Source organism: Arthrobacter rhamnosi, assembly GCF_054510975.1.
The window spans coordinates 806,128-832,622 of record NZ_JBTNDN010000001.1 but is presented as its reverse complement, the minus strand read 5'-3'; the positions used below and the strand labels follow the sequence as shown (position 1 = coordinate 832,622).

Here is a 26,495-nt window from a genome sequence, read left to right as displayed (position 1 = left end):
CTGCACCCCCGCGGGCCCGTGGCCATGCCCATCGGCCGGCGCGGTTCCCGCCGGCCGCTACTCCCCGTTCCGCCTGAGGTAGGTGGACCCGTCGGGGTTGCGCACCACCGTCCACTGCTGCAGTTCCTCCTGCCGGAGGCGCTGTGCCTCGTCGTCGCGGTAGACGATCGGCCCCGACGTGGTGCCCCGCTGGGCGGGGCCGAAGAACATGCGCAGCTTTCCGGTGGCCGTCATGAAACGCGCGGACAGCGGATCCTTCTTGCTCATGGGTAATCCTTCTCCTGGTGTCGTTCGTACCCCCGGGGTAGGGGGAGTTCTGATTCGTGCCTCGAGGACGGCAGCTCGGTTCCCGTCGCCCGGATGATGGCGTGCATGGCGTCGTTGAGGGTCTCGACCTGCTCGCGGGTCAGTCCCAGCCGTTCCATCATGGTCACCGGGACCTGGCGTGCCTCGGTGCGCAGCTCCCGGCCCGCTGCGGTGAGTTCGACGGCAAGGGCGCGCTCGTTGCCGGCGACCCGGGTGCGCGTCACCAGTCCCAGCGCCTCCAGTCGCTTGAGCATCGGTGAGAGGGTCGCGGACTCCATGGCGAGCGCCCGGCTGATGTTCCGCACCGTGCGTGGGCTCTCCTCCCACAGGGCGAGCATCACGAGGTACTGCGGATGGGTCAGGTTGAGTTTCTCGAGGACCGGCCGGTAGGCACCGACCACGCTGCGGGATGCCACGGACAGTGCGAAGCATAGTTGGCGCTCGAGCAGGAGGTCGTCGTCGGTCCTGGTGTCCATGGGCCCCTTCTGCGGCTGAAAGGTTCGTATACTAATTATTAGTAGCCTACCATCACGAGTCTGCACCTGGCCCACCGCCCATCACGGCACGGGTGCTACCCCGCAGGTGGTGCTGCCCGCAGACCAGATTCGTCTGGCATCCTGAGTCATGCCTTCGCCTGCGCCGCCCCTCGGGGGTCCGTTCTGGACGCTCCTCGGGTCCTCCGCGCTGTCCAACCTCGCCGATGGTGCCCTCAAGGTGGCTCTTCCCCTCATGGCGGTCGCCCTGACCACGTCGCCTGTCCTCGTCAGTGGACTGGGCGTGGCACTCAGCCTGCCGTGGCTCCTGTTCGCCCTGCCCTCCGGCGCCCTGTCCGACCGGCTGGACCGACGCCGCGTGATGGGCTCGGCCAACGCCGTCCGAGCCTGCGCCCTCCTGCTGCTGGCCGGAGCAGCGCTGGGCGGCGGCATGTCGATCTGGCTGCTGTACGCGGTCGGGTTCGTCATCGGCACGGCGGAGACGCTGTACGACACGTCCGCGCAGTCGATCCTTCCGCAGCTCATCCATCGGGACCAGCTTCCGCGGGCCAACGGTCGCCTGTTCGCGGTCGAACTGACGGCCGGCCAGTTCATCGGGCCTCCGCTCGGCGGAGCACTCGTCGCCATGGGAGCGGCACTCGCCGCAGGGGGTGCGGCGGCACTCTGGCTGGCCGCGGGCGGCCTGCTGCTGCTGCTGCCGGGGTCCTACCGCATGCCCCGAACCGGCACCACGAGCATGCGGGCAGAGGTCGCCGAGGGGCTGCGCTTCCTCTGGGCCTCCCCGGTGCTCCGGGTACTCGCCCTCATGGTCGGCGTGTTCAACTTCGCCTTCAGCGCGGCGTTCGCGATCTTCGTCCTCCACGCCGTTGGGCCGTCGTCGGCCCTAAAGCTGTCGGAGGTCGGCTACGCCGTCCTGCTCGCCATGCTGGCCGTGGGCAGCGTGGCCGGTGCCCTGGTCGCCGAACGGATCCAGGGGATCCTCGGCCGGTCACGGTCCCTCGCCCTGGCCATTCCGGCCTCGGCCCTGCTGGTCCTGGTTCCTGCCCTCACCGACAGCCTCGTGCTGATCGGGGCCACCTATGTGCTCGGCGGCCTCGCAATCGCGGTGTGGAACGTCATCTCGGTGTCCCTGCGCCAGCGCATCACCCCGGACCGGCTGCTGGGCCGGGTGAACAGTGGCTTCCGGCTGATGGCCTGGGGCACCATGCCGCTGGGTGCAGGAACCGGGGGCCTGCTGGCGGATGTCCTCGGCATCGAGGCGGTCTTCGTTCTCATGGGTGTACTGACGACGTTCCTCCTGGTGGGGCTCCTGGTCCTGACCGATACGACCATCGATGCCGCGGAGCGCGGCACGGACGACTCGACGGGATCTCCCACAGAGAGCTGACCCGAGGACGAGTGCTCGAGGGCCCGGAAATGTCGGTGCGGCCCGATATCTTGGATGCAAAGCCGCCACTCGGAAGGTCGCATGCTCCAGCCCAGCAAGCTGCTCCAAATCACTCGTATCTACGTCGAGCCGGCCGCGGCCGAGCTACCCAGGGGCAAGGAGATCCTCGCGCGCTGGCCGGAGGCCGACATCGTGGAGGTCGCGAGCCACTGGCGGATCCCCGAACTCAGCGGCGATGAGGCGAACGTCCGCCGATGGGCGCGGATCAAGACCGAGGCCCTCGTCGTCGGCGTCAAGAAGACCCTGACGGCCAAGCCCAACGGCAGGTCGGCCGACTTCATCGCGCCCTCGACGGCGAACGGCTGCGCGATGGCCTGTGCCTACTGCTACGTCCCGCGTCACAAGGGGTACAGCAATCCGATCACGGTCTTCGCGAATATCGACCAGATCAGCGGCTACCTTGAACGGCACGTCGCCCGGCAGGGCATGAAGCTGGAACCCAACCAGTGCGACGACTCCGCGTGGGTCTACGACATCGGAGAGAACAGCGACTGCTCCGTCGATGCGCTCGTCAGCGACAACGTGCGGGACCTCGTCGACCTCTACCGGGACCTCCCCACCGCAAAGCTCTCCTTCGCCACCAAGTACGTGAACCGCGACATGCTGTCGTGGGACCCGCAGGAACGCACGCGCATCCGATTCTCGCTCATGCCCGAGAGGCTCGCCCGCACGGTGGACGTGCGCACTGCTCCCGTCGCCGAGCGGATCGCCGCCATCAACGACTTCGTGGACGCGGGCTACGAGGTCCACGTCAACTTCTCGCCGGTGATCATCACGCCCGGCTGGCAGGAGGACTGGCGCGAGCTCTTCCGGCAGCTGGATGCCTCGCTCTCGCCGGCCGCGAAGCAGCAGCTCGCGGCGGAGGCCATCTTCCTGACGCATAACCAGCAGTTGCACGAGGTCAACATGGGCTGGCACCCGCAAGCCGAGGAGATTCTGTGGCGGCCGGACCTCCAGGAGACGAAACGGTCGCAGAATGGTTTCACCAACGTGCGGTACATCGCCTACGAGAAGCGGGGCTACCTCGATGAGTTCCTCCGCCTGGCCGGGGCAGAACTGCCCTACTGCCGGATCCGCTATGCGTTCTAGGGCGCAGTCCGCGTGACGACCGGCCACCAGCAGGACCCCGCCCGGTACCTCGCACCCGCGCTGCCGCGTCCCGTGATCATGGACCAGTGCTGGGCGGACGCGGTGTTCCTGCACTGGCGGATCGCCCCCGAGGTGGCAGCACCCTACCTGCCCCCGGGAGTGGTGCCCGATGAGGTGGACGGTTCGTCCTGGGTGGGGCTGATCGGGTTCCGCATGGTCGGAGCCGGGCTGGGCCGGGGCCTGCCCGTCCCCTACTTCGGGTCCTTTCCGGAGATCAACGTCCGGCTCTACTCGCGAGGGCCCGACGGCACGCGCGGCGTCGTCTTCGTGACCCTCGACGCGTCGCGCCTCGCCGTCGTCCTCGCTGCGCGCGCGGGCGGGATCCCGTACGTGTGGTCGAAGTGCTCCCCGATCCAGCGCGGGGAGGGTGCGCGGCGGGAGTACGGGTACGACGTCGTCCGGTACCGCAGGCAGGCCACGTCCCGTTTCGCCGTCCGGCCGGACACGGACCGGACGGCGGAGGACGCCCTGTCGCTGGAACTGACCGCGCGCTTCGGGCTGCACAGCACCCTGGCCGGCAGGACCCTCTACATTCCCAACACCCACACGCCCTGGCCCTTGCACCCGGCGGTGCTGACGGAGTTCGACGACGGGTTGCTGGGTGCGGCCGGATTCCGGGTCGAGGGGCTGCCGGAATCGGTCCTGTTCTCACCGGGCGTGCAGACGCAGTTCGGGCGGCCGGGCGTGGTCCACCGGGCGTGAGGGCAGCGCCGGGGCGGCGCTCAGTCCCGGCGCGAGGTCCGGCGTCGGGCCGCATCACGCCGGCCCCGCGGCGTTCGGTAGCGCCTCTCCGGACGCGAGGAAACCGTCGCCGATGCGGACACGGATCGTCCTCGTGCGGGTCTATCGTCGGTGCCATGGCTATCGCACGTTACCCCAGCACCGTCCTCGACTGCCCCGATCCCGCCGTCCTCGCAGCGTTCTACGGCGCGCTGCTGGACTGGACCGCCGACGTGTCGGAGGACTGGGCCGAGATCCGGGCCGACTACGGCCAGTCGATCTGCTTCCAGAAGGTCGAGCCCTATACGCCGCCGGAGTGGCCGTCGACGGACAAGCCCCAGCAGGCGCACCTCGACGTGGTGGTCGACGACCTCGACGAGGCCGAAGCCGCGGTGGTCGCCCTCGGCGCGGTTCGGCACGGATTCCAGCCGGGGACTACCTTCCGCGTGTTCCTCGACCCGGCGGGCCACCCGTTCTGCCTCTGCGCGGACTGACGCAGCAAACCTGCGCGGGGTATCACCCTAAGGCGATGCCCGAAGGGCGGATGCTGAGCGACTCGACCGCCGCTTCCCGCGTCGCGTCGACGGCGAGCCGCACGCCCTTCGCCACCTGGTCGGGGCGGATCCAGGCCTCGGGCCGGTAGTCCCTGCCCTCCCAGGCATGCAGTTCCTCCTGCATGTCCGTGGCCACCCTGCCGGGGTGGATGGAGCTGACCCTCACGCCGTTCGGCCGCTCCTCCTCCCGCAGCGCGTCGGTGAAGGCCCGCAGCGCGAACTTGGTGCCGCTGTACACCGCCGATCCGGCCCCGGAGGTGTAGCCCGAACCGCTGTTGATGGCGATGACCTGGCCACCCGCCGCGCGCAGTGCAGGCAGCAGGGCGCGTGTGAGGGATGCGACGGCGAAGACGTTGACCTCGAAGCTCTCGCGCCACGCGTCGTCGGACAGCTCCGCGATCGCGCCCATCCGCAGCACGCCGGCAGAGTGGATCAGGACGTCCAGGCGGGGGATGCCCGCGACCGCCGCGGCGACCTGGCCGGCGTCGCGCAGTTCGGCGGCGAACGGCTCCGCGGACGGGAACGACGACGAGAGGTGCGCCAGGGCCGTCAGGTCACGGCCGCCGAGCAGCAGATGGTGTGTCGAGCCCAGCTCGTCGGCGATGGCGCGGCCGATGCCGCGGGATGCGCCGGTGATGAGGGCGACAGGGTTCGGAGACATGGCTTCACCCTAGCAATGGGCCGCTGTCATGCGGGCGCAGGGAAGGCCGCCCTTGGGTCGCTGCCGTTGACACGGCAGAAATGCTCGCGGACACTCTGAACAACAAATGTTCACTATGGGAAAACTTCCCGTCTCGGCGAAAGGCCTGATCATGACCGGTACACACCTGACCGAGGAGGACGTGACGCGGGCGGCAGCCGTCCTCGTCGATGCCTTCCGGGCCACCGACACCCGCGCGTATTTCGACTGCTTCGCCGAGGATGCCACCTTCGTCTTCTCCACCGAGGACCGCAGGCTCGACTCGCGGGGCGCCTACGAGCAGTTGTGGGCCGAGTGGCTCGCCGCAGGCTGGCGCGTGACCGCATGCTCGAGCAGCAACCCCAGGGTGCAGCTCCTCGGGGACGTCGCGATCTTCACCCACGACGTCCGCACGACCACCTCGACCGCGGGCGTGCCGGAGACCACGCACGAGCGCGAGACCATCGTCTTCCACCGCTCCGGCGGTGCCGTCCGGGCGGTCCACGAACACCTCGGCCCTGTTCCCGGGAACGGCCGGGAGTGAGCGCGGGGCGCCGTCCTGTCCGCCGATGACGGGGCGCCTGTCGGTCCCTTCCGGAGCGGAATCACCGGCGCCTGCGGCCCCCGTGCCCGGTACATCGTGAGGTTCGAGCGCGGACGCCCGCCCTTCCGGGGAAGGGCGGGCGTCCGGTGTCTCGAGCGGGCGGGCTAGCGGGTGCCGGACAGCGTCGCGAGCTCGTCGGCCGAGAGTTCGAGCTCCGCGGCCCGGACCGAGTCGCGGATGCTCTCGGGGCGGGAAGCCCCGGGGATGGGGATGACCGTCGGCGCCAGGGAGAGTTCCCAGGCCAGGCACACCTGCTGGGGGCTGACCCCGTGCCTGTCGGCGATCTCCTGGAACGGCGTGAACTGCTCGCCGAGTCCGCCGGCCTTCTTGATGCCTCCGAGCGGACTCCACGGCAGGAAGGCGATGCCGTTCTCGCCGCAGTACCTGAGCTCGTCCTCGCTCGAGCGGAAGGCGGGCGAGAACTGGTTCTGCACCGACACCAGCCGTCCGCCGAGGATCTCGTTGGAGAGCTTGATCTGGTCCACCGTGGCGTTCGAGATGCCCGCCATGCGGATCACGCCCTCGTCGAGCAGGTCCTTCACTGCGCCCACGGAGTCCTCGTAGGGGACCTCCGGGTCCGGTCGGTGGAACTGGTACAGGCCGATCGCGTCGACACCGAGCCGCTTGAGCGAGGCCTTCGCGGCCTCCTTGAGGTAGTCGGGACGGCCGTTCAGCGTCCACGACCCGTCGCCCGGACGCAGGTGGCCACCCTTCGTCGCGACCAGCACGGACGAGCTGTCCGAGCCGTAGGTCGCCAGGGCCTTCGCGATGAGCAACTCGTTGTGGCCCACCTCGTCGGCGTCGCGGTGGTACGAGTCCGCGGTGTCGATCAGGGTGACGCCGGCGTCCAGCGCTGCGTGGATGGTGCGGATGGACCGGTCCTCATCGGGGCGTCCCTCGATGGACATGGGCATGCCGCCCAGTCCGAGTGCGCTGACCGGAGTACCGCCGAGTAGGCGTTGCTGCATTGTCGTTCTCCTCTGAATAGACGTGCAGTCGCCATGGTAAGCACGGATCCGGATTTGGTGCCATCAACAACAAATCACTGGCCAAGCGTGAAGATCCGCCGTACAACCCGTCCCTCGGCGAGAGCGTCCAGGCTCTCGTTGAGGTCTTCGATCGGACGCGTGTCCGTATGGAGGAGTTCCACGGGGAGAAGGCCCTTCCGCCACAGGTCCAGATAGGCGGGGATGTCCCGCTCGGGGACGGCGTCGCCCATATAGCTACCGAGCAGCCGCCGTCCCATGCCCGCGAACTGCAGGGCCTGCGTGGTGAGGTCCTGCTCGGGGTGCGGCAGTCCGACGGACACCAGGGCCCCGCCGCGCGCCAGCAGTTGCAGGCCCGCTTCCAGAACCCGGGCACTGCCCACGGCCTCGAGGACGACGTCGGCGCCCCCATCGGTCACCTCGGCCACCAGGCGGGCGGCGTCGTTGGGCGTTCCGGCGTGCTGAGCCCCGCAGCGCCGCCCCAGGTCCTGCTTGGCAGGAAGGGGATCGATGGCGATCACCGTGGTCCCCGGCACCTGCGCCGCCGCCATCACGGCCATCAGTCCCACAGCTCCCAGGCCGAAGACGACGACGGACTGCCCCTCGCGGAGTGCGGCGGTGTTCAGGACGGCGCCGATGCCGGTCAGCGCCGCGCAGCCGAACATCGCGGCGACGTCGAACGGAACGTCGTCGTCGATCACCACCACGGACTCGCGGGCGACGACGGCGTAGTCCGCGAACGCGGAGACGCCGAGGTGGTGGTTGATACGGTTCCCGTCGGGAGTGTGCAGCACGGCGGGCCCATGCAGGAGATCGCCGCTTCCGTTCGACTCCGCGCCCCGGTAGCAGAGCGCCGGGCGCCCGGCCGAGCAGGCCCGGCACGATCCGCACGCCGGGACGAACACCAGGACCACATGGTCACCCGTGCGGACGTCGGCGACGCCCTCGCCCACGCGCTCGACGACGCCGGTCGCTTCGTGCCCGAGGGCCATCGGCAGTGGCCGGATACGCGAACCGTTGATGACCGAGAGGTCGGAGTGGCAGAGGCTTGCGCGCGCGATCCGGACCAGCACCTCGCCCGGCCTCGGCTCGGGCACGGGAACCAGCTCGAGGGAGAGCGGCTTGCTCCCCGCATAGGGAACGGGCTGTTCGGCGGCGCGAAGCACCGCGGCGCGCATCATCGGGCTCATGGCATCCCCTCGGAGAAGTACGGACTGCGCCAGTCTAGGCGGTGGGCCTACTGGCGTCCCGCGGAGAAGATTCTGCCGATCACGCGGCTGTCGAGGACGTCGCCGAGCAGTTCCACCGGGGCACCGGGCGGGAGGGGAACCCCGGGACGGCCGGTCAGTGCGCTCACATTCACTCCTGCAAGGAAGCATGAGCCGAAGGTGTCGATGGAATGGGGACCGACGAGGTCGTCCACGGGAACCCGGACCGGGCCGGCGAACCGGTCGCTGTCCGCGCTGTCCTGCCAGACATCGGCGAAACGCGATTCAGTGGTGGACGTCCAGGAGTAGGGCGCGCGGCAGATGCGTGCATCCTCTGGCGGGCAGGTGTCGTCGATGAGTTCGTTGACCGCCTGGGAGACGAGGTCGGCGTCGTCCGGGTCGAGCTCGTACAGGCCGTGCAGGTAGGCGGTGAGCTCGAAGTAGTCGGTGGAGCCACCCATGTTGCAGTAGTGCATCCACATTCCGTAGGGGGAGAGTCCTGCGAACTCCATCGCCGTCAGGGTGTCCTCGTTCTGCATCGCGCTCAACTCCTCGTCGCGGCCCGCTGCTGAGCCTCTCCGATACTCCCGCAAGCACTTCAACTGAACATGTCGATCAGGTTCTGTTTTGGCGCAAGGGCGGGGTTCCGCCTCAAGGCCTCCCCGGGAAAAGCAGAGGATCGGGCGCACCGGATCGGTCAGCAGGTCCCCGGGGAGCAGTGACGAAGAGGTTCAGCGGGGAGGCCGCGGGCGCCGGTGTCAGCTGCCGGTGAGGAACTGCGCGGTATCGAGCATGTGCTCTTCGACCGCCCGGGCCGCGCCGACGGAGTCGCCGGTCTTGATGGCCTCGACGATGCCCGCATGGCGGTGGGGGCTCATGTTGCTGAGCGCCCGTTCCACTCCCGCGTACATGACGCTCATCCGGATGGATCCTTCGAGGGACTTCCAGGAGTGGAGGAGTGTCGGGTTCCCGGTCAGGAAGCAGAGCGCCTGGTGGAAGTCGAGGTCTGCTTCGATGCGCTCATCGAGGTCACCGTCGGACGAGCTCTCCATGCGCTGGATCGCGTCCTCGAGCTTCTGCACCACCGCGTCCCGGTCGTCCTGCTCCGACAGCATGCGCGCGGCGAGTCCTTCCAGCGCGGCACGCACCTGGAAGATGTCCCGCACGTCGCTGGCGCCCAGGTGGCGAACGGCGAGCCGCCCCCGCGCCCCCGCTGAGATCAGTCCCTCCTGCTGCAGCTGCCGCATGGCTTCCCGCAGCGTCCCGCGACTGATCTGCAGCTTGTCGGACAACTCCGTCTCCACCAGGTGCGTGCCGGGTGCGAGCTCCCCGGTCGTGATGGCCCGGCGAAGGGCGGTGAGGGCCTGCTCGCGGAGGTTGCTCCTGGCCAGCCCGCCGAGAAGTGATGCTGGTGCTGCCGTCATGGGAATCCTCCGCCGATCGCGAGTGTCGACATTTCGATGTCAACAATGATGCTACAAACCCTAGGGGATGCGGGGCCGGTCACCCGCGCCGGTGGTGACCGGCCCGCTGTCCGTCATGACAGCTCGCTGAGGACCTTCTGCACGATCCGCTCGCGGGAGAGCCCGTACTTCTCGTGGAGGGTGGGCAGGGCGCCGGCGTCGAGGAACAGGTCGGGCAGGGCGATCGGCACGATCCTGGCGCCGGCACCGTGACGGACCGCCACTCCGGCGACGGTCTCGAACAGGCCACCCACCTCGGTGTGGTTCTCGAGGGTGACGACCAGGCGGTCCTTGCCCAGCTCGCGGAGGACGGTCTCGCTGTCGAAGGGCTTGATGGTGGGGGAGTGGATGACGGCGACGTCGACATGGTGGCGTGCGAGTTCTTCGGCCGCCTGGAGCGCCCTCATGGTCATCAGGCCGCTGGAGATGAAGAGGACGTCGCGGCCCGGGCGCAGCTCCTTGGCCTTGCCGAGCTCGAACGTGTAGTCGTACTCGTCGAGGACGGTCGGCACGTTGCCCCTGAGGAGCCGGAGGTAGGTCGGTCCCTCCGACGCGGCCAGCTGGGGCACGGCCTGCTCGATGTCGACCGAATCGCACGGATCCACGATCGTGAGGTTCGGCATCCCGCGGAAGATGGCGATGTCCTCCGTCGCCTGGTGGCTCGGACCGTACCCGGTCGTCAAGCCGGGGAGTCCGCCGACGATATTGACGTTGAGGTTGGGTTCGGCGATGTCCAGGCAGAGGAAGTCGTACGCACGTCGGGCTGCAAACACGGCGTAGGTGGAGGCGAACGGGACAAGTCCGGCTTCGGCCATTCCCGCAGCGGCGCCGACCAGGAGTTGCTCGGCCATCCCCATCTGGAAGAACCGCTCAGGGAAAGCCTTGGCGAAGATGTGCATGTCGGTGTACTTGCCGAGATCTGCCGTCAGGCCCACGATGCGCGGGTCCTGTTCCGCTGCTGCGACCAGTGCATGGCCGAAAGGCGCGGGAGAGGTCTTCTGCCCGGGATCGGCGAAGGACGCGATCATCGCCGACGTCTTGAGCTTCGGCTTGACGGCTGTTGTGGTGTCGGGAGCCTCGGCGGTGGTGCTGGTGCTGGTGTTGGTGCTCATGCCTGGGCGCCTTTCGCGTGTCCTTCGGTCAGTTGGTCCCTGCAGATCTGCCATTCGTGTTCCTCGATGCGCATGAAGTGGGCCTTTTCCCGCTCTTCGAGCAGGGGTACCCCCTTGCCGACCTTCGTGTCGCACAGGATCACAGAGGGGCGCCCGGTTGTGGCGGCCTCGCGGGTGATGGTGTCGAGCGCTTCCAGGAGGGCGGCGGCGTCGTTTCCATTCACGCGCTGGGTGTACCAGCCGAACGACGCCCACTTGTCCGCGGCGGGCTCGATGCTCAGCACTGTCTTGGTCGCTCCGTCGGCCTGGAGTGCGTTCATGTCCACCAGGGCGGTCAGGTTACCGAGCTGGTGATGGTGGGCGCCCATGGCCGCTTCCCATGTGGAGCCCTCGTCGAGTTCCCCGTCGGAGAGGAAGTTGAAGACCCGTGACGGGGACTTCTGCAAGCGGAGCCCCAGGGCCATTCCGACAGCCACGCCCAGGCCGTGCCCCAGGGAGCCTCCGGAGATCTCCATGCCGGGCGTGTAGGACGCCATGCCCGACATCGGCAGCCGGGAGTCGTCGGATCCGTAGGTGTCGAGCTCGTCGACGGGGATGATGCCGGCTTCCGCGAGGGCGGCGTAGTGCCCGATGGCGTAATGGCCCGTGGAGAGCAGGAACCTGTCACGGCCGTTCCAGTGCGGGTCCTCGGGCCGGTAGCGGAGCTGGTCCGCGTAGACGGCCGCGAACATGTCGGCGGACCCCAGTGCCTGGCCGACGTAACCCTGTCCTTGGACCTCGCCCATGTTCAGGGCGTAATGGCGGGCTCGATAGGCAGCTGCTGCGACTTTCTCGACCCGGCCGCTGAAATCAGTCGGTTCTGCGTCGCGGTCCTGCGTGGTGGTGGGTGCTGATGTCGGAGTCATGGGGGTGCTCTTTCTGGTTCCCGGGAACGGTGTCGGTCAGGCGTGCTGCGCTACGGGAGTCGACTGGGCTGCTTCATCGGCGAGCCGGCGTTCCCGGGGGCCCCAGGTCTCGCGGGTCATGAGTGCCGCGATGAGGCCGATGAGGGCGTAGGTGCAGAACAGCAACGCCGGTCCCATCCAGCCGAAACGGACGAACAGGAGCGTGGTGATGAACGGGGTGAAGCCGGACACCATCGCGGAGATCTGGTAGGACAGGGACGCTCCGGAGGCCCGGGTCTTGGCCTGGAAGAGTTCCGGGAACCATGCGCCCTGGGCGCCGGCGAGCGAGTTCTGGCAGATTGCGTAGGAGATGACGATGGTGATGATGACGCAGATGAACAGGCCCGTGTTCGCCAGCAGGAACATGGGGATGCCGAAGAGGACGGCGAAGGCGCAGGACCAGATGTAGACCGGCCGGCGGCCGATACGGTCGGTCAGCCGTGCCCAACCCATGGTGGCGAAGATGCCGATGGCCGAGGCGATGCACAGTGCGGTGAGTGTCTCGGTCGGCGTCGCCAGTTCCGAACTCTTGAGGTACGAGATCATGTAGGTCACGGCCACGGCGTAGCCGGCGGTCTCGGCGACACGGAGGCAGATGCCCCGCACGATGCTGCGCCAGTCCTGGCGGATGACCTGCAGGATCGGGTTCTTGACGATGTCGCCGTGGTCCTTGACGTCCTCGAAGACCGGTGACTCCGGGACCTTGGACCGGATGATCAGGCCGACGATGACCAGGAGGATGCTCGCCAGGAAGGGGATCCGCCACGCCCAGTCACCGATGAGTCCTGCGCTGGAGAGGAAGACGAGGTTGGCCAGGAGAAGCCCGACCGGGAAGCCGGCCTGGACGATGCCGGTGTACTTGCCCTTGGACTTCCAGGGCGCGTGCTCGTAGCTCATGAGGATCGCTCCTCCCCATTCGGCGCCGAACGCGAGGCCCTGGATGATCCGGACGATGACCAGCAGGATCGGGGCGAGGATTCCCACAGTGGCGTACGTGGGCAGCAGGCCGATGGCGAAGGTCGCCAGACCCATGATGATCAGGGAGGCCACCAGGACGGGCTTGCGTCCTACCTTGTCTCCCAGGTGGCCGCCGATGATGCCACCCAGGGGGCGGGCCGCGAAGCCGACTCCGAGGGTGGCGAACGAGGCCAGGGTCGCGGTGACGGGATCGGCGCCGGGGAAGAACGCGGGGCCGAAGTAGAGGGCGGCGGCAGTGCCGAAGCCGATGAAGTCGTACGTCTCGATGACGGCGCCGACACCGGAACCGATGGCGACCTTACGGGCATCCTTCGTCCCGTGGACGTGGCCTCGCATCTGCAGAGCTTCGTTGCTCATGATCGATCCTTTGCTGGGAGTGGGTTTGTCGACTGTTAACAGTGAACTGGTTCAAGTGTGACGCGAAGCACATCCACTGTCAACAGTCGACGAAGGGGTATCTCGTAGGAGGGAATCGGGGGTGCAGGACGCGCGCCCGCCGGCTGCGGTCCAGCCCGCCGTCAGTGGATGTGGCTGCCGCCGTTGATGTCGATGGTGGTGCCGGTGAGGTACGAGGAGTCGTCGGAGGACAGGAAGGCGATGACTCCTGCAATCTCCTCCGTGGTCGCGGTGCGGCCCAGGGGGATGTCCCGTGCCAGTGCCGCTTCCTGCTCCGGTGTGCTGCCGACGCGGATGTTGGTGTCCACGGCACCGGGAGTGACTGCGTTGACGGTGACTCCGCTGTCCGCCAGCTCTCGTGCCAATGCCTTGGTGAACCCCAGGATCGCTGCCTTGGCTGCGGAGTAGGGGACCTTCCCGAACACGCCACCACCGCGCTGTGCGGACACGGAGGACATATTGACGATCCGTCCCCAGCCGTTCTCGAGCATGGCCGGCAGGAAGGCCTTCGTCACCAGGTAGGTGCCGGTGGCGTTGACGGCCATGACCTTGTTCCAGAGCTCGAGCGTCGTCTCGAGGAACGGTACGGGGGAGGTGATACCTGCGATGTTCGCCAGTGCCCCGACGGGAGGCAGGTTGCCGGCGGAGACCTCGGCCGCCACGGCGCTCTGTGCTTCGGTCACGGAGGCCTCGCTGGTGACGTCGATCGCGTAGCCGAAGCTGGGGACACTGAATTCATTGCCGATGTCCGTTGCCACCTTGGCGGACGTCTCTCCGTCGAGGTCGAGGACGACGACGGCCCAGCCATTCCTTGCGTAGCGGCGGGCCGTGGTTACACCGATTCCGCGGGGGGAGGTGGCTCCGGTGATGACGGCGGTTCGTTGAATGCTGGACATTACTTCTCCTAGTGCGGGTTCTGGTCGCCGGTGCCGGGTAGGACGCCGGACGTGCTGCTGGTGATGAGGTGGGAGACGAAGCGCGCGGCCGCTGCCGTGGCTTCCGGTCGTTGATCGTCGGTGACGTCCCGCGTTTCGAGCTCGAGGGCGAAGCGCCCCTGGTACCCGGCATCGGCGAGGGCCTGGAGGCCGCCGGCGAAGTCCGCCTGCCCGTTGCCGATACTCAGATTGATGTTGCCGGGTACCGCATCCCGAAGGTGGACGTGGCGGATGCGGTCGGAGAAGAGCGGAGCGAATTCCACCGGGTCCCCTCCGGACGCGACGATGTGGCTGAAATCCATGACGAGGCCCACGGACTCCTGCGGCACCCTGTCCAGCAAGTGCCGGGTGCGGTCGATGTCCCAGCAGAGGCGGAAGAAGTGGGGTGCTTCCACCCAGATCTCGACGCCGGCCGCGGCTGCGCGGTCGGCCGCCTCGGTCAGGGCCGCAGCGATGAGGTCCAGATCCTCGTCGAATGACACGAGCGGATCGTGCGACTGGGCACCGCAGGGCAGGACCAGTGCAGTCGCGCCGATGTTCGACCCAAGCGCCAGGAGCATGTCGAGGTGTTTGTCTCTGTCGGCCCGCTCGGTTCGGGTCAACCGGGCGTTGAGGTCCCCGATATCACCGTTGACCGAACGCACGCCCATGCCCGAGCGCAGAACGTCCTGGCTGACCTCGTCGACGGCCTGGGTATCCAGGACGAACGGGACGTGGTTGCACACTCCAGGAAGGGCACCGAGATCCAGCTCCCCGAACCCCAGTCCCTGCATGGTTCTGAGTGCCGTCGGCAGATCCTGGTGCCGGAAGCTGATGGATGAGCACACCACGCGGGGATGGAACATCGTCGTTGACCCTCACTCTTGCTGAACGTGACGTCAAGCACATTACGCACTCCAGTGTTGACAGTCAACATTAACGCGTGAGCGCCCCCTGAAGGGATTCTGTCTCGTTGACAGTCACCGGCCGCAGGGAAACACTGAAGAACAGGACGTGGTCCACCGATCGCGGCAGCGGATGCTGACAGGAGAGAAGGAATGGAACCACTACGACTGGTGATCGGCTGTGACGACGCGGGACTGCGCTACAAGGAGGAGCTGAAGCGACTCCTCGAGTCGAGCGACCAGGTGGACGCCGTGCTGGACGTCGGGGTCCAGGCAGATGAAGATACCGCCTACCCCAGCGTGGCCTTCGCGGCAGCCGGCGAGATTGCTGCGGGACGCGCCGACAGGGCCCTGCTGATCTGCGGCACGGGCCTCGGTGTCGCCATCAGCGCCAACAAGGTGTCGGGCATCCGTGCTGTGACAGCCCATGACTCCTTCTCGGTGGAACGCGCAGTGCTCTCCAACAACGCGCAGGTCCTGTGCCTCGGGGAGCGGGTGATCGGACTCGAACTGGCCAAACGGCTGGTTCGGGAGTGGCTCGGCTACCGTTTCGACGAGCAGTCGGCGTCCGCGACCAAGGTCGCGGCGATCACCGAGTACGAGAAGCGGAACGGCGCGCCGGACTGACCAGGACACGTGCTCGTCGGGCCGGAGCGCGTCCTGCCGGCAGCGAGGCCGGCACCGAGCAGGACGGCGGGCAGGACGGCGCGCAGGGCTGCTAGTGGACCAGCTTCAGCCCGATCACACCGCCCACGATCATGAGGAGGAACACGACCTTCAGCAGCGACGCGGGTTCGCCTCCGGTGGCCATCGCGTAGAGAACGGTCAGGGCGGCACCGATGCCTACCCAGACGGCATAGGCCGTGCCGATCGGAAGGGTGCGCATGGCGTAGGCGAGTCCGGCCATGCTGGCGATGATGGCCACGGCGAACACGAGGGTCGGCGCCGGCTTGCTGAAGCCGTCGGACCTGCCCAGGGCCGTGGCCCAGACGGCCTCGAGCACTCCGGAGACTACGAGGACGATCCAGGCCATGACTCTCTTCTCCGGGCCGACTTGCTGAAGACCGGGTACGGCACCTCGTCCGGGAGGCGGCTGATGCCCGCCTCGCCTCCCATGGTGCCACGGAACGACAGGCGCGCAGTTTCAGCCGACGGTGACCCGTCCGTCCTCGACCTGCCAGCGCCCATCGAGCCGGACGTTCTCGAGGAGCCTGCGGTCATGGGTGACGAGCAGGAGTGCGCCCGTGTAGGCCTCCAGGGCTTCCTCGAGCTGTTCGATGGCCGGAAGGTCGAGGTGGTTCGTCGGTTCGTCCAGCACCAGGAGGTTGACCCCCCTCGCCTGGAGCAGCGCGAGCCCCGCCCTCGTCCGCTCACCGGGGGAGAGGGAGCCGACGGCGGCACGCACCTGGTCCGCCTTGAGCCCGAACTTCGCCAGCAGGGTCCGCACCTCGCCCTGTGCCAGCTCCGGCACGAGGGCTTCGAAGGCCTCACCGAGGGGGAGGTCCTCGTCGAGTTGTCCCCGCGCCTGGTCGATCTCGCCGACCGCCACGGTGGAACCGAGGGAGGCAGCGCCGTGGTCGGGCTCCTGGTGTCCCAGCAGGAGGCGCAGCAGTGTCGACTTCCCGGCGCCATTGGGGCCGGTGATGCCGATCCGCTCGCCAGCGTTGACCTGGAGTGACACCGGACCGAGGGTGAAGCCTCCCTGGGTGGTGGACGCGCTGCTCAGCGTGGCGACGACGGAGCTCGACCGGGGAGCGGATCCGATGGTGAACTGCAGCTGCCACTCCTTGCGCGGCTCCTCGACCTCCTCCATGCGCGCGATGCGGGATTCCATCTGGCGCACTTTCTGTGCCTGCTTCTCGGAGGATTCCATGCTCGCCCTCCGCCGGATCTTGTCATTGTCCGGGCTCTTCTTCATGGCGTTGCGCACGCCCTGCGAGCTCCATTCACGCTGCGTCCGGGCACGCCCCACGAGGTCCTGCTTCTTGTCCGCATACTCCTCGTAGGCCTCGCGGGCGTGGCGCCGTGCCACCGCGCGTTCCTCGAGGAAGGCGTCGTAGCCGCCGTCGTACACGGCCACCTTGTTCTGCGCGAGGTCCAGCTCGACGACGGTGGTCACGCAGCGCGCGAGGAACTCGCGGTCGTGGGAGACGAGGACGACGCCGCCGCGCAGGTTCTGGATGAAGCCCTCGAGCCGTTCGAGCCCGGCGAGGTCCAGGTCGTTGGTCGGCTCGTCGAGGAGCACGATGTCGAAGCGGCTCAGCAGCAGCGCTGTGAGCGCGACCCGCGCGAGCTGGCCCCCCGAGAGGGCTGCGGTCGGGGTACCCGGATCGATGCCGCCGGCGACGTCGGCCAGCACTCCGGGCATGCGGTCCTCGAGGTCCACCGCCCCCGACGCCATCCAGTGGTCGAGCGCCGCCGCATACGCGTCGTCGGCGCCCTTGTCCCCGCTGCCCAGCGCTGCTGCGGCGTCCTCCATGGCGAGGGTCGCCGACGTCGTTCCGGTGCGGCGACCGATGTAGCCGGCGACCGTCTCCGCCTCCAGGCGTTCGTGCTCCTGGGGCAGCCAGCCGACGAAGGCGTCGGGCGGGGTGGTCCGGACGGTTCCGCCGAGGGGCGTGTCCGCTCCGGCGAGCAGTCGCAGGAGCGTGGTCTTCCCGGCGCCGTTGGCGCCCACCACGCCGACGACGTCGCCCGGGGCCACCGTGAGGTCCAGCTTCGAGAAGAGGGTGCGGTGGGCGTGGCCCCCGGACAGGTCCTTCGCCACGAGGGTTGCAGTCATTCCTCCAGTCTAGGAGGGGCAAGCTCCCCGCCGGTCAGGCGGCTCACGCGCCGAGCTGCCAGATGCTGTACTCGTCGAGGTGGAGGATGGCCCGGTGCCCTGCCATGTCGTCGCGGATCCAGACGACGCCGAGGCCCGGAGCGGTGTCCTCGACGCACCCGCGGTAGTGCACCTCGTTCTTGCGGCGTGCCTCGACGACGGTCCCGGCGCTGAGGACGCCGAGGTCGAGGATGCGGGCGGTGCTGGGGGTGGCCATGACGGTCATCGGTGCTCCTTGAGAGTGCGGCCCGCTGAGACTTGCGGGCTGATGACTCCATAGTCGGGGAGCGGTGTTGCCGGGATATTTCCGGAAGGTTATCTTTCCGGGGCCCGCGGAAGTGTTACCCGGGGTGCACAGGAAACTCGTCCGCCTGCCGATCGTGCCTAAGCTACTGCGATGAGCGAACCCACCGAGCCGGACCGGGCCTACCTGCAGTCGATCGACGAGCGGACCCTCAGGCTCCGAGCCGGAGCGGTGCCGGATCCTTCGCCGTTCGGCGGAGCGCCGGCCGGCCTGTCCTCGGACGTCGAGGGGCACGTGGACGGGCTGGCCCCGGACCTGCGGCGGGTGGTCCGCGAACTGCACGACCATCCCGAGACCGCGTTCCGCGAGTACCGCAGTGCGGCGTTCCTGCAGGAGACCCTCGCTGCCCACGGCGCGGACGCGGTCCTCGGCGAGTACGGCGTCGAGACGTCGGTGCGGGCGGCGGCGGGCCGCGTGGATCGGGGCCCGACCATCGCGATCCTCGCCGAGTACGACGCGCTTCCCGGGATCGGCCATGCCTGCGGACACAATGTCATCGCGGCAGCGGCGCTGGGTGCCTTCCTGGCGCTGTCCTCGGTGGCGGACCGGTTGCCCGGACGCGTCCTGTTCCTCGGCACGCCGGCGGAGGAGGGCCACTCCGGCAAGGAGGTCCTGGCCCGCAACGGGGCGTTCGACGACGTCGACGCCGCCATCATGGTCCACCCCTACGGCTACGACCTCGCGGACCAGGTCTGGCTCGGAAGGCGACTGCTCACCGTCGCCTTCACCGGTATCGAGGCGCATGCCTCCGCGCAGCCCTTCATGGGCCGTAACGCCCTCGACGCCGCGAACCTCGCCTACCAGGGCATCGGGCTGCTCCGCCAGCAACTGCCGCCGTCCGACCGCGTCCATGCGACCATCACGGAGGGCGGGACGAGCCCCAACATCATCCCGGGCCGCGCCGTCCTGAAGCTCTACGCGCGCTCCCAGCAGCCCGCCACCCTCAGGGACCTCAGTGCGCGGCTCGAGGACGTGGCGCGGGGTGCTGCCCTGATGACGGGAACGGGGGTGGAACTGCACTGGGACGAGCACCCGCCGTCTCTCCCCATCCGCACCAACAAGGCCCTCACCGGCCGGTGGATCGTGTCCCAGCAGCGGCGCGGACGTGCTCCGCTTCCCCTCGGGGTGGTTTCGGAGACCCTTGCCGCCTCGACGGATTTCGGGAACGTGAGCTATCGCATTCCCGGTATCCACCCGCTGATCCGCATCGCCGACCCGGCCACGGCCCTGCACACGCGCGGGTTCGCCGCAGCGGCCAGGAGCGAGGATGCGGAGCGGGGGGGCGCTCGACGGCGCCGTCGGCCTCGCCCTCACCGCGCTCGACTACCTCTGCGACGATTCCCTGCGCAGGGCGGTGCATGAGGAGTTCCAGCACCAGGGCGGCGCCATCGACGTGCCGTCCTATTTCGCCTGACCCTCCCGGGGCGGCGCGCCGTCGTCGGTGCGGTTCCGCGTGGCACTGCCGTTCGGAGGGGTGGTCAAGGCTCCGCCATCGGGGTCAGGATGGTACAGAGTCGATTCGGCCGTTTCCGGTGCCCTTCCGGGCGACATGCCGGAACGCCGACCGGGCGGCGTGCAGGGGATCTACCAGGGGGAGGACGCAGTGGTCGACGACGACGATGATTCCGATGCACCGCGGCAGACGCCGCCGGGGGCGGGCGCTCGCGGGTCGGGGGTGAGGATGGCCCTGCTGGTCGCGATCGCGGTCTTCGCCGTATCCATCGCGTTCGTCCTCGTCTACGCCACCAGCCTGTCCTGGCCCATGGCCGTCCTCATCACCGTCGTGCTCGCCGGCGGCCAGGCCTACGCCCTGCGGGGCACCCTGTTCGGCGGAGCCGGAACGGGGGACAACGGCAGCACCGGAGGCGAGGGCGGAGCAGCGGACCGCTAGTCTGGCCTCTATCTCCACTGCATCTCCACTGCCGATCGGAAGGACCTCCGTGACAACGGTCTACGCCCTGCACGAGAACCCCGAGTGGTTCCCGCCCTTCGCCCGCGCCTTCGAGGCCGAAGGCATCGAGGTGGTGGAGTGGCTGCTCACGGACGGCGTGCTGGATCTCGACTCCGTCCCCCCGGAAGGGATCTTCTGGTCCCGGATCAGCGCCTCCGCCCACACGCGGGACCACGGCCTGTCCAAGGACTATGCCCGCTCGGTCCTGTCCTGGCTCGAGGCGCACGGCCGCCGTACCGTCAACGGGCGGCGGGTGCTCGAACTCGAGATGAGCAAGGTGGACCAGCTCACCGCACTGAAGGCTGCGGGCATCGACACGCCGCGCACCGTTGCCGCCGTCGGGCGGGACCGCATCCTCGAAGCGGCCGAGGGATTCGGAACGCCGTTCATCGTCAAGCACAACCAGGGTGGCAAGGGCCTCGGCGTGCGCAGGTTCGACTCGCACGGGGAACTCGCCGACTATGTCGCCTCGAGCGCGTTCGAAGAGCCGCAGGACGGCATCACCCTGGTTCAGGAATTCATCCAGGCCGCCAAGCCCTTCATCACCCGGGCGGAGATCGTGGGCGGCAGGTTCGTGTACGCCATCGCGGCGGACACGGCGCGCGGCGGCTTCCAGCTGTGCCCGGCGGACGCCTGCGCGATAGATCCGGAGACCGGCAGGCCCATCATGCCGCCCGGCGCCACCATCGCCCCCGAGCCGGGCCAGCAGCTCTTCAGCCTGCGCGAGGACTTCGACCACCCCGTCATCGTCCAGTTCGAGGAGTTCGCGCGGCGGAACAACCTGGAGGTGTGCGGCATCGAGTTCATCGAGACCGCGGACGGCCGCGTGCTGACCTACGACGTCAATACCAACACCAACTACAATGCGGCCGTGGAAGCGGTAGCGCCGAAGTCCGCACCCCGCGAACTGGTCCGCTACCTCGCGACGCTCGGCTGACGGGCGGTAGCGTTCTCGTACCGGCACTGCGGGCCCGCAGGGGCCGGCACAACCTCCCGGAAGGATGCCGCGATGTCCCGTTTCACGAAGGACGGCAAGGTCAAAACGGACACGCTCCCGAGCACGCTGCAGCGATCCGGCGAGAAGGCCCAGGACACGTTCGCGGCGACGCTGGACGCCGCGGAGGAGCAGTACGGCGACGGGGAGCGCGCCCGACGGACGGCCTTCGCCTCGCTCAAGCACGGCTTCGAGAAAGTGGGGGACCACTGGGAGCCGAAGGAGAAGAAGGGCCCGTCCGACGCGCAGGCCGCGGGAGGAGGCGGCCAGGCCGGACCGACGGCGGGTGGTGTCGACGCGAACTCCTCGAAGAAGCACCTCTACGACCTCGCGAAAAAGCTTGACGTGCCGGGCCGCTCGCGGATGTCGAAGGAAGAGCTCGTCGAGGCACTGCAGAAGGCGAACGATCGGGAGACGCGCAGGGCGCGCGAACAATAGCTATTACGCAACGAAAGCATTTCCTAATTGACTCGCGCTTAGGCTAGCCTTACTTCTATCCCGTCCCCCAGGCCTCCGCGAGGCCGTAGAAGCCAAGGAGCCTCATGGCCCCCTCCCGCCTGCGCAGCCTGTTCGCCGCTGCTGCCATCGCCGTCCTGTCCCTCTCCGCCTGTTCCACCGGCCCGGCCAACAGTGGAACCGCAGCTACCGGCGGCACCAGCGCCTCCGCCGACGCCTTCCCCGTCACGATCGAGCACGCCTTCGGTGAGACCACCCTCGCCGAGAAGCCCGAGCGCGTGGCGACGGTGTCCTGGGTCAATGCGGACGTGTCCCTCGCCCTCGGCGTCGTTCCTGTCGGCATGCCCGCCGACTCCTACGGCGGCAACGAGAACCAGTCGACGCCGTGGAAGGACGCCAAGCTCGAGGAGCTGGATGCGGCGATCGGGACCGAGAACGCCCCCGTGCAGTACTCCGAGACCGACGGCATCGCCTTCGACGACATCGCGGCCACGAACCCCGACGTCATCCTCGCCGCCTACTCCGGACTGTCCCAGGAGGACTACGACACCCTGAGCAAGATCGCGCCCGTCGTGGCCTACCCGGAGGTGGCCTACGGGACCGCGTGGCAGGACTCCACGCGCATCATCGGGAAGGCGCTCGGCCTGTCCGCGGACGCCGAGCAGCTGGTGTCGGAGACGGAGCAGGCCATCGCGGACGCTGCTGCCGAGTACCCGCAGCTCGAGGGCAAGACCTTCATCTACGGCAACCTCGAGCCCGGCAGCGCGGACGGTGTCAGCGTCTACACGGCGAACGACAACCGGCCGAGGTTCCTGGCCGAGCTCGGGATGGTGCAGGCAGACGTCGTCACCGAGAACACGAAGGGGTCCGAGGAGTTCTTCATCCCCTGGTCCGCGGAGCGCGCCAACGAACTGGACTCGGACATCTTCGTCACCTGGGTCGCGGACGAGGCCACCAAGGATGCCATTGCCGGCGATGCGCTCCTCGGTCAGATCCCGGCCGTGGAGAAGGGCGCGCTGGTCGCGGACAGCGACAACACCCTGACGCTCTCCATCTCCGCTGCCAACCCCCTGAGCCTGGTCTGGGCGCTGGACCGCTTCCTGCCGATGCTCGGCGAGGCCGCGGACAAGGCCTGACGCAACCTGCCGATTGCCCTCCGGCTGCATCTGGGCTGGAATGGACGATGAACCGACTCTTGGTGCGATGAAAGGGAATTCCAATGGCTCAGGCGGAAATCAACAAGCTCCAGGCCGCGACGGCGTGGGACAGCAACGGCAAGAAGCTCGGTGACGTCAACCAGGTGCACCTCGAGAAGGAGTCGGGCATCCCGGCCTGGGTCACGGTGTCCACCGGACTGCTGAATTCACGCAAGCACTATGTGCCCCTGGCGAACTCGCACTTCGAGGGCGACGCCCTCCATCTCGCGTGGACGAAGGACCAGATCACCAATGCGCCGGGCGCCCTCAGCGATATCGAACTCTCGGCGGAGGAGGAGTCGGCGCTGATCGACTACTACCGGCTCCGCGACGGCGCCGAGGCACCCTAGGCGCCTCGGCTGGACCACGAAGCCCCCGTCCGCTCCGGCGGACGGGGGCTTCGTGTAGTGCCGGAAGACCTAGAAGAGGTTGACGATTCCCACGATGTAGCCGACGAAGTAGAGCAGCGCCAGCACGACCACGATCCCGATGATGGTGACCCAGAGTGCCTGGCGGCCCTTCGAGGTCTTCTCCTCGTCCGCATGTCCCTGCTGCTGCCACGCCGTGCTGGACTCTGCCGGCGGCGTTTCGCCCGGCGGCACACCGCCACCGGGCTCGAGGCCGGTGATATGGCTCTCCAGCGGGTCGGGATTTCCTGCATTTAACGGGTCCGGGCGTTCACTCATGCTGTCCTCCGCGTGGCTGGTCGGGTCGTTCCCCTCACCATACCCCGCAGAAACTAAGGCTGCTTAGCGATACGGGGGCTGTCCCCCACGCCGCGTCGGTGTTACTGGCCCAGTCCCGCGGTGCTGCCGCCCGTCGGGTCGAACCGCTGGCCGAAGGCGCTGTGCGGATCGTCGTCACCCGATTCGTCGCCGTCCGCGCTGTCGCCAGCTGGAAGCGCCGGCGGCACCGTGCCCTGCTCGCGAGGGGTCCAGGACATCGTGATGTTCACGCCGTCCTCTGTGTCCTCCACGAAGAGGTGGAGGTCTTCACCGATCAGCGCTTCGTGGTGCACGGGGTCGCCGGCTTCCCGCGCCATGTCCGCGAGCCGGCAGATGGCAACCGCCATGGCGCGCCCCCAATCATGCGGGTGCTTGCTCGTCGACTCCTCGGTGGCGGTGAATTTCCTGTCGGTCGTCGCCATCGTCCTACCTCCCGTTGGGGAACCAAGTACCCTTTCCTTCCGGGTGACAGCCACTGTAGCAGTGCGTTCCGTAGGGCAGCACGTGGTATCCGGTTAACAATAAGCATCGATACGCCCCGGCCGCAGGACGCAGAAGAACGTAGCGCGAGGGCCGCCGTCAGTTGCTCCCGACGCTGAGCAGCCGCCACTCGTCGCGCCGGGCGTCGAAGCGGATCCTGAAGTGCAGGACGGGGGAGGCTGGCCCGGTCTGGGCGGTGAACAGCCAGGCGGGCGGCGTAGCGGTCCGGGCACGGGCTACGGGTTCGGGGACGGGGTCGCCGACGACCTGCCAGATGGAGCCGTGCCACCGCAACGCGAGGGGGCGAGCCGCCGACGTGAAGCGGACCGCCGCCGGCTCGTCGAGTGCCCGCGGTGCATCGTCGCCTGCGCCAACCGCCTGTGCTGCCATGCCCGGTGTCCTTCTGTCCGTCTCCTGCGTACCGACCAAGAATAGAACATGTATTCGATGATCGGGATGCGTGGTGTTCCTCCGCGGCACCTGCTGTTCCGGGGCGGAATGTCACGGGGGGCTTCATTGTTGTGCGACACGAGGCTCAACGGTGCGCCGTCGAACACGTACGGATCAAGCACAGGAGCACGCATGACACTCGGTTCTGCCATCACCACCCGCAGCGCGGATACCCGCGTTCCCATCCTTCCCGAGCTGGCCGAGCGCTGGAGCCCGCGGTCCTTCGACCCGCAGGCCACCGTCTCGGAGGACCAGCTGGATGCGCTGCTCGAAGCGGCGCGCTGGGCGCCGTCGGCGAGCAACAACCAGCCCCGCCGCTTCATCGTCGCCCGCCGCGGGACCTCAGCCTTCGACACGATCGTCTCGGCCCTCGTGGGCTTCAACGCCGCCTGGGCGCACAACGCCTCGGCCCTGATCGTGGGAATCGCCGAGACGTCCTCCGTCGAGGGCGACGTGCGCCCCTACGCGGAGTACGACCTCGGGCAGGCAGTGGCGCACCTGAGCGTGCAGGCGGAGGCGGAGGGCCTCGTGACGCACCAGATGGCAGGGGTCGAGTGGGACAGGATCGTCGCCGCGTTCGACCTGCCCGACAACATGAAGCCCATGACCATCACGGCGGTGGGCACGGTCGACGAGGCGGACAAGCTCCCCGAAGCCCTGGCCGAGCGCGAGACCGCACCCCGCAGGCGTCTTCCGCTGGAGGAGCTGGTGCTCGTCCGCAGCTAGGGTTGCACCTGACCGTGCAGGGCCGACCTCGCCGCCTGCCCGATGACCGCGCTGTACGTGGGGTAGGCGAACTTCACGCGGGCGAGCGTCGCGAGGTCGGTGCCGGCCGCCATGGCGGAAGCCACAGCGGTAATGACCTCGACGGCGTTCTCGCCGACGGCGTGCGCGCCGAGGATCAGCTCGCGGCGCCGGTCGACGACCAGCTTGAGGAAGCCCTGCTCGCGATCGTCGATGATGGGCCGTTCGACGGCGGCGTACGGGACCGTGACGGCGTGGCACTCCGCGTCCCGTTCCCTCGCCTTCGCCTCGGTGAGCCCCACTCCCGCGTAGTCCGGGTCGGTGAAGCCACCCTCGGGCAGGAGGTGGTGCGGCGTGGTGCGCGTGGCACCCAGCACGGCGTTCTCGGCTGCGGTCTCGCCCTCGAAGACGGCCGCCTGGACCAGCATGCTGCTGCCGTTGGCGTCGCCGGCCACGAAGATGTGCGGGACGTTGGAGCGCAGGTACTCGTCCACCGGGATGAAGGAGCGCGCGGCCTGCACCCCGGCCGCGTCGAGGCCGAGCCCTGCGAGGTTCGCCGGCCACCCGGCCGCCATGAGAACCGCGTCCACCCGCCGGGACTGCGGCTCGCCGTCGCGCCGCCAGGCGTGGCTGAGGCCGTCCGCCTCCTTCCGGATGCTGTCGATCCCGCCGATCCCGGTCTCCACCCGGATCCCCTTGCCCCTGAAGCTCGCGGTGACGGTCGCCGCGACGTCCTCGTCCTCCGTCATCAGGATCCGGGGTGCAAGGTCGAGCAGGAGGACGTCCGAGCCCATCGCATCGAAGATGGTGGTCAGCTGCGCGCCGGTGTGCCCGCCGCCGATGATGGCCACCGAGCCTGGCAGGCTCTCCAGCGTCAGCACTTCGTGGGGCAGCACGGCGTGCTCGGCCCCGTCGATCGGCAGGCGCCGGCCGCTGCCGCCGATGCAGAGGATGATCGACGCGGCCGTGACCTCCCGCCCGCCCACGGAGACGCTGTGCGCCCCGGTGAGTTCGGCGTCGCCCTCGATCAGTTCGATGCCCAGGCGCTCCATGGTGGGCCCGTACCCTTTGGCCTCGAGGACCCGCGCGACGGTGGAGCGCACCCGCTGCACCGTCCGGTCCCAGTCGACACTGGGCTCGGCCACCACGATTCCGTAGTCGTAGGCCGTGCGGACCTCGCGGAACAGGCGGGCGGTCTTGGCGAGCACGCGCGTGGGGACACAGCCCGAGTTCACGCAGGTGCCGCCGAGTGCCGAACGCTCGACGACGGCGGTGCGGGCTCCGAGTTCCGCCGCACGGGTGGCGGCTGCCATGCCCGCCGGGCCACCACCGATGACGAGGACGTCGAACAGGTAGTCCATGAGAAGCTCCTTCAGTCCGTCCGGGTGTCTCCTGCCATCCTCCCCGCCCACGGCAGGACCCACAACGCCGGCGTCGCAAGCCCTCGCGGAACTCCCGCTCCCGCCCCATTTCGTCCTAGGGTGGTTCGGTCAGCGAATCAGTAGGACGACCCCG

Annotated in this window: 32 protein-coding genes; 13 read left to right on the top strand and 19 right to left on the bottom strand. The window is 68.5% G+C overall.

Going from position 1 to position 26,495, the window contains the following annotated elements; all coding sequences use genetic code 11:
• Positions 1 to 57: 57 nt before the first annotated feature.
• On the bottom strand, positions 58 to 267 hold the full coding sequence (locus ACX80J_RS03900; protein WP_301225212.1) for a hypothetical protein: 210 nt from the start codon (positions 265 to 267) through the stop codon (positions 58 to 60).
• Entirely contained in the window at positions 264 to 782 is a 519-nt protein-coding gene (locus tag ACX80J_RS03895) for a MarR family winged helix-turn-helix transcriptional regulator (protein WP_459346872.1), read from the bottom strand. Before ACX80J_RS03895 ends, ACX80J_RS03900 begins: the two co-directional genes overlap by 4 nt.
• Positions 783 to 930: 148 nt before the next feature.
• On the opposite strand from ACX80J_RS03895, the gene ACX80J_RS03890 reads away from it, so the two are divergent.
• The 4 genes from ACX80J_RS03890 (at position 931) to ACX80J_RS03875 (ending at position 4,610) form a co-directional block, all read left to right on the top strand.
• On the top strand, positions 931 to 2,187 hold the full coding sequence (locus ACX80J_RS03890; RefSeq protein ID WP_459346871.1) for an MFS transporter: 1,257 nt from the start codon (positions 931 to 933) through the stop codon (positions 2,185 to 2,187).
• A gap of 81 nt (positions 2,188 to 2,268) precedes the next feature.
• Positions 2,269 to 3,336, top strand: a complete 1,068-nt coding sequence (locus ACX80J_RS03885) for a spore photoproduct lyase family protein (protein WP_459346870.1) — start codon at positions 2,269 to 2,271, stop codon at positions 3,334 to 3,336.
• A gap of 78 nt (positions 3,337 to 3,414) precedes the next feature.
• Positions 3,415 to 4,098: a YqjF family protein gene (locus ACX80J_RS03880; protein ID WP_459346947.1), complete on the top strand. Its 684-nt coding sequence runs from the start codon at positions 3,415 to 3,417 to the stop codon at positions 4,096 to 4,098.
• Between the two features lie 155 nt (positions 4,099 to 4,253).
• Positions 4,254 to 4,610 (top strand): VOC family protein, encoded by a 357-nt coding sequence (locus ACX80J_RS03875; RefSeq protein ID WP_459345328.1) that lies wholly within the window; start codon positions 4,254 to 4,256, stop codon positions 4,608 to 4,610.
• Between the two features lie 22 nt (positions 4,611 to 4,632).
• Here ACX80J_RS03875 and ACX80J_RS03870 read toward each other — a convergent pair whose 3' ends face one another.
• Positions 4,633 to 5,331 (bottom strand): SDR family oxidoreductase, encoded by a 699-nt coding sequence (locus ACX80J_RS03870; RefSeq protein WP_459345327.1) that lies wholly within the window; start codon positions 5,329 to 5,331, stop codon positions 4,633 to 4,635.
• A 151-nt stretch (positions 5,332 to 5,482) separates the two neighbouring features.
• On the opposite strand from ACX80J_RS03870, the gene ACX80J_RS03865 reads away from it, so the two are divergent.
• Positions 5,483 to 5,893 (top strand): YybH family protein, encoded by a 411-nt coding sequence (locus tag ACX80J_RS03865; protein WP_459346869.1) that lies wholly within the window; start codon positions 5,483 to 5,485, stop codon positions 5,891 to 5,893.
• Positions 5,894 to 6,057: 164 nt separating this feature from the next.
• On the opposite strand, the gene ACX80J_RS03860 is transcribed toward ACX80J_RS03865, so the two are convergent.
• The 9 genes from ACX80J_RS03860 to ACX80J_RS03820 all read right to left on the bottom strand — a co-directional run bounded on the left by ACX80J_RS03860 (position 6,058) and on the right by ACX80J_RS03820 (position 14,820).
• Positions 6,058 to 6,921, bottom strand: coding sequence for an aldo/keto reductase (locus ACX80J_RS03860; RefSeq protein ID WP_459345325.1), 864 nt, complete (start codon positions 6,919 to 6,921; stop codon positions 6,058 to 6,060).
• Positions 6,922 to 6,995: 74 nt separating this feature from the next.
• Positions 6,996 to 8,117 (bottom strand): alcohol dehydrogenase catalytic domain-containing protein, encoded by a 1,122-nt coding sequence (locus ACX80J_RS03855; protein WP_459346946.1) that lies wholly within the window; start codon positions 8,115 to 8,117, stop codon positions 6,996 to 6,998.
• 59 nt (positions 8,118 to 8,176) lie between these two features.
• Entirely contained in the window at positions 8,177 to 8,686 is a 510-nt protein-coding gene (locus ACX80J_RS03850; RefSeq protein ID WP_459345324.1) for a hypothetical protein, read from the bottom strand.
• A 219-nt stretch (positions 8,687 to 8,905) separates the two neighbouring features.
• The gene (locus ACX80J_RS03845; RefSeq protein WP_459346868.1) at positions 8,906 to 9,571 is read right to left on the bottom strand and encodes a GntR family transcriptional regulator; all 666 of its coding nucleotides are present in this window, start codon (positions 9,569 to 9,571) and stop codon (positions 8,906 to 8,908) included.
• Positions 9,572 to 9,684: 113 nt separating this feature from the next.
• Positions 9,685 to 10,722 (bottom strand): transketolase family protein, encoded by a 1,038-nt coding sequence (locus ACX80J_RS03840; protein WP_459346867.1) that lies wholly within the window; start codon positions 10,720 to 10,722, stop codon positions 9,685 to 9,687.
• Positions 10,719 to 11,627 (bottom strand): transketolase, encoded by a 909-nt coding sequence (locus ACX80J_RS03835; protein ID WP_459346866.1) that lies wholly within the window; start codon positions 11,625 to 11,627, stop codon positions 10,719 to 10,721. The genes ACX80J_RS03840 and ACX80J_RS03835 overlap by 4 nt, the downstream gene beginning before the upstream one ends.
• Positions 11,628 to 11,663: 36 nt before the next feature.
• On the bottom strand, positions 11,664 to 13,001 hold the full coding sequence (locus ACX80J_RS03830; protein ID WP_459346865.1) for an MFS transporter: 1,338 nt from the start codon (positions 12,999 to 13,001) through the stop codon (positions 11,664 to 11,666).
• Between the two features lie 161 nt (positions 13,002 to 13,162).
• Complete coding sequence (locus tag ACX80J_RS03825; RefSeq protein WP_459346864.1) at positions 13,163 to 13,936, bottom strand: SDR family NAD(P)-dependent oxidoreductase; 774 nt, start codon at positions 13,934 to 13,936, stop codon at positions 13,163 to 13,165.
• Positions 13,937 to 13,944: 8 nt separating this feature from the next.
• Entirely contained in the window at positions 13,945 to 14,820 is an 876-nt protein-coding gene (locus ACX80J_RS03820) for a sugar phosphate isomerase/epimerase family protein (protein ID WP_459346863.1), read from the bottom strand.
• Positions 14,821 to 15,012: 192 nt separating this feature from the next.
• Between ACX80J_RS03820 and ACX80J_RS03815 the strand changes: the two genes are divergently transcribed.
• On the top strand, positions 15,013 to 15,486 hold the full coding sequence (locus ACX80J_RS03815) for a ribose-5-phosphate isomerase (protein WP_459346862.1): 474 nt from the start codon (positions 15,013 to 15,015) through the stop codon (positions 15,484 to 15,486).
• Between the two features lie 91 nt (positions 15,487 to 15,577).
• Here ACX80J_RS03815 and ACX80J_RS03810 read toward each other — a convergent pair whose 3' ends face one another.
• From ACX80J_RS03810 to ACX80J_RS03800, 3 genes are all read right to left on the bottom strand, one after another.
• Complete coding sequence (locus ACX80J_RS03810; protein WP_459345317.1) at positions 15,578 to 15,892, bottom strand: DMT family transporter; 315 nt, start codon at positions 15,890 to 15,892, stop codon at positions 15,578 to 15,580.
• Between the two features lie 111 nt (positions 15,893 to 16,003).
• Complete coding sequence (locus ACX80J_RS03805) at positions 16,004 to 17,641, bottom strand: ABC-F family ATP-binding cassette domain-containing protein (protein WP_459346861.1); 1,638 nt, start codon at positions 17,639 to 17,641, stop codon at positions 16,004 to 16,006.
• Between the two features lie 43 nt (positions 17,642 to 17,684).
• On the bottom strand, positions 17,685 to 17,906 hold the full coding sequence (locus tag ACX80J_RS03800) for a hypothetical protein (RefSeq protein ID WP_459345315.1): 222 nt from the start codon (positions 17,904 to 17,906) through the stop codon (positions 17,685 to 17,687).
• Between the two features lie 171 nt (positions 17,907 to 18,077).
• Here ACX80J_RS03800 and ACX80J_RS03795 point away from each other — a divergent pair, with 171 nt between their 5' ends.
• The 6 genes from ACX80J_RS03795 to ACX80J_RS03770 all read left to right on the top strand — a co-directional run bounded on the left by ACX80J_RS03795 (position 18,078) and on the right by ACX80J_RS03770 (position 22,931).
• Positions 18,078 to 19,346, top strand: a complete 1,269-nt coding sequence (locus ACX80J_RS03795; RefSeq protein WP_459346860.1) for a M20 family metallopeptidase — start codon at positions 18,078 to 18,080, stop codon at positions 19,344 to 19,346.
• 187 nt (positions 19,347 to 19,533) lie between these two features.
• The gene (locus ACX80J_RS03790) at positions 19,534 to 19,875 is read left to right on the top strand and encodes a hypothetical protein (RefSeq protein WP_459345313.1); all 342 of its coding nucleotides are present in this window, start codon (positions 19,534 to 19,536) and stop codon (positions 19,873 to 19,875) included.
• Between the two features lie 49 nt (positions 19,876 to 19,924).
• Positions 19,925 to 20,872 carry an ATP-grasp domain-containing protein gene (locus ACX80J_RS03785; protein ID WP_459346859.1) on the top strand — a complete coding sequence of 316 codons (948 nt, stop codon included), beginning with the start codon at positions 19,925 to 19,927 and terminating at the stop codon, positions 20,870 to 20,872.
• A 72-nt stretch (positions 20,873 to 20,944) separates the two neighbouring features.
• The gene (locus ACX80J_RS03780) at positions 20,945 to 21,367 is read left to right on the top strand and encodes a ChaB family protein (RefSeq protein WP_459346858.1); all 423 of its coding nucleotides are present in this window, start codon (positions 20,945 to 20,947) and stop codon (positions 21,365 to 21,367) included.
• Between the two features lie 104 nt (positions 21,368 to 21,471).
• Positions 21,472 to 22,521 carry an iron-siderophore ABC transporter substrate-binding protein gene (locus ACX80J_RS03775; protein WP_459346857.1) on the top strand — a complete coding sequence of 350 codons (1,050 nt, stop codon included), beginning with the start codon at positions 21,472 to 21,474 and terminating at the stop codon, positions 22,519 to 22,521.
• Positions 22,522 to 22,604: 83 nt separating this feature from the next.
• Positions 22,605 to 22,931 carry a PRC-barrel domain-containing protein gene (locus ACX80J_RS03770; protein ID WP_459345309.1) on the top strand — a complete coding sequence of 109 codons (327 nt, stop codon included), beginning with the start codon at positions 22,605 to 22,607 and terminating at the stop codon, positions 22,929 to 22,931.
• Between the two features lie 69 nt (positions 22,932 to 23,000).
• Here the strand turns inward: ACX80J_RS03770 and ACX80J_RS03765 are convergent, their stop codons facing one another.
• From ACX80J_RS03765 to ACX80J_RS03755, 3 genes are all read right to left on the bottom strand, one after another.
• Positions 23,001 to 23,267 carry a DUF6480 family protein gene (locus tag ACX80J_RS03765; RefSeq protein WP_459345308.1) on the bottom strand — a complete coding sequence of 89 codons (267 nt, stop codon included), beginning with the start codon at positions 23,265 to 23,267 and terminating at the stop codon, positions 23,001 to 23,003.
• A 101-nt stretch (positions 23,268 to 23,368) separates the two neighbouring features.
• Positions 23,369 to 23,728, bottom strand: a complete 360-nt coding sequence (locus tag ACX80J_RS03760; RefSeq protein ID WP_459345307.1) for a hypothetical protein — start codon at positions 23,726 to 23,728, stop codon at positions 23,369 to 23,371.
• Between the two features lie 157 nt (positions 23,729 to 23,885).
• Positions 23,886 to 24,176: a hypothetical protein gene (locus tag ACX80J_RS03755; RefSeq protein WP_459346856.1), complete on the bottom strand. Its 291-nt coding sequence runs from the start codon at positions 24,174 to 24,176 to the stop codon at positions 23,886 to 23,888.
• Between the two features lie 192 nt (positions 24,177 to 24,368).
• On the opposite strand from ACX80J_RS03755, the gene ACX80J_RS03750 reads away from it, so the two are divergent.
• Positions 24,369 to 24,962 carry a nitroreductase family protein gene (locus ACX80J_RS03750; RefSeq protein WP_459345305.1) on the top strand — a complete coding sequence of 198 codons (594 nt, stop codon included), beginning with the start codon at positions 24,369 to 24,371 and terminating at the stop codon, positions 24,960 to 24,962.
• On the opposite strand, the gene ACX80J_RS03745 is transcribed toward ACX80J_RS03750, so the two are convergent.
• Entirely contained in the window at positions 24,959 to 26,341 is a 1,383-nt protein-coding gene (locus tag ACX80J_RS03745; protein WP_459346855.1) for a dihydrolipoyl dehydrogenase family protein, read from the bottom strand. The genes ACX80J_RS03750 and ACX80J_RS03745 overlap by 4 nt on opposite strands.
• Positions 26,342 to 26,495 lie beyond the last annotated feature (154 nt).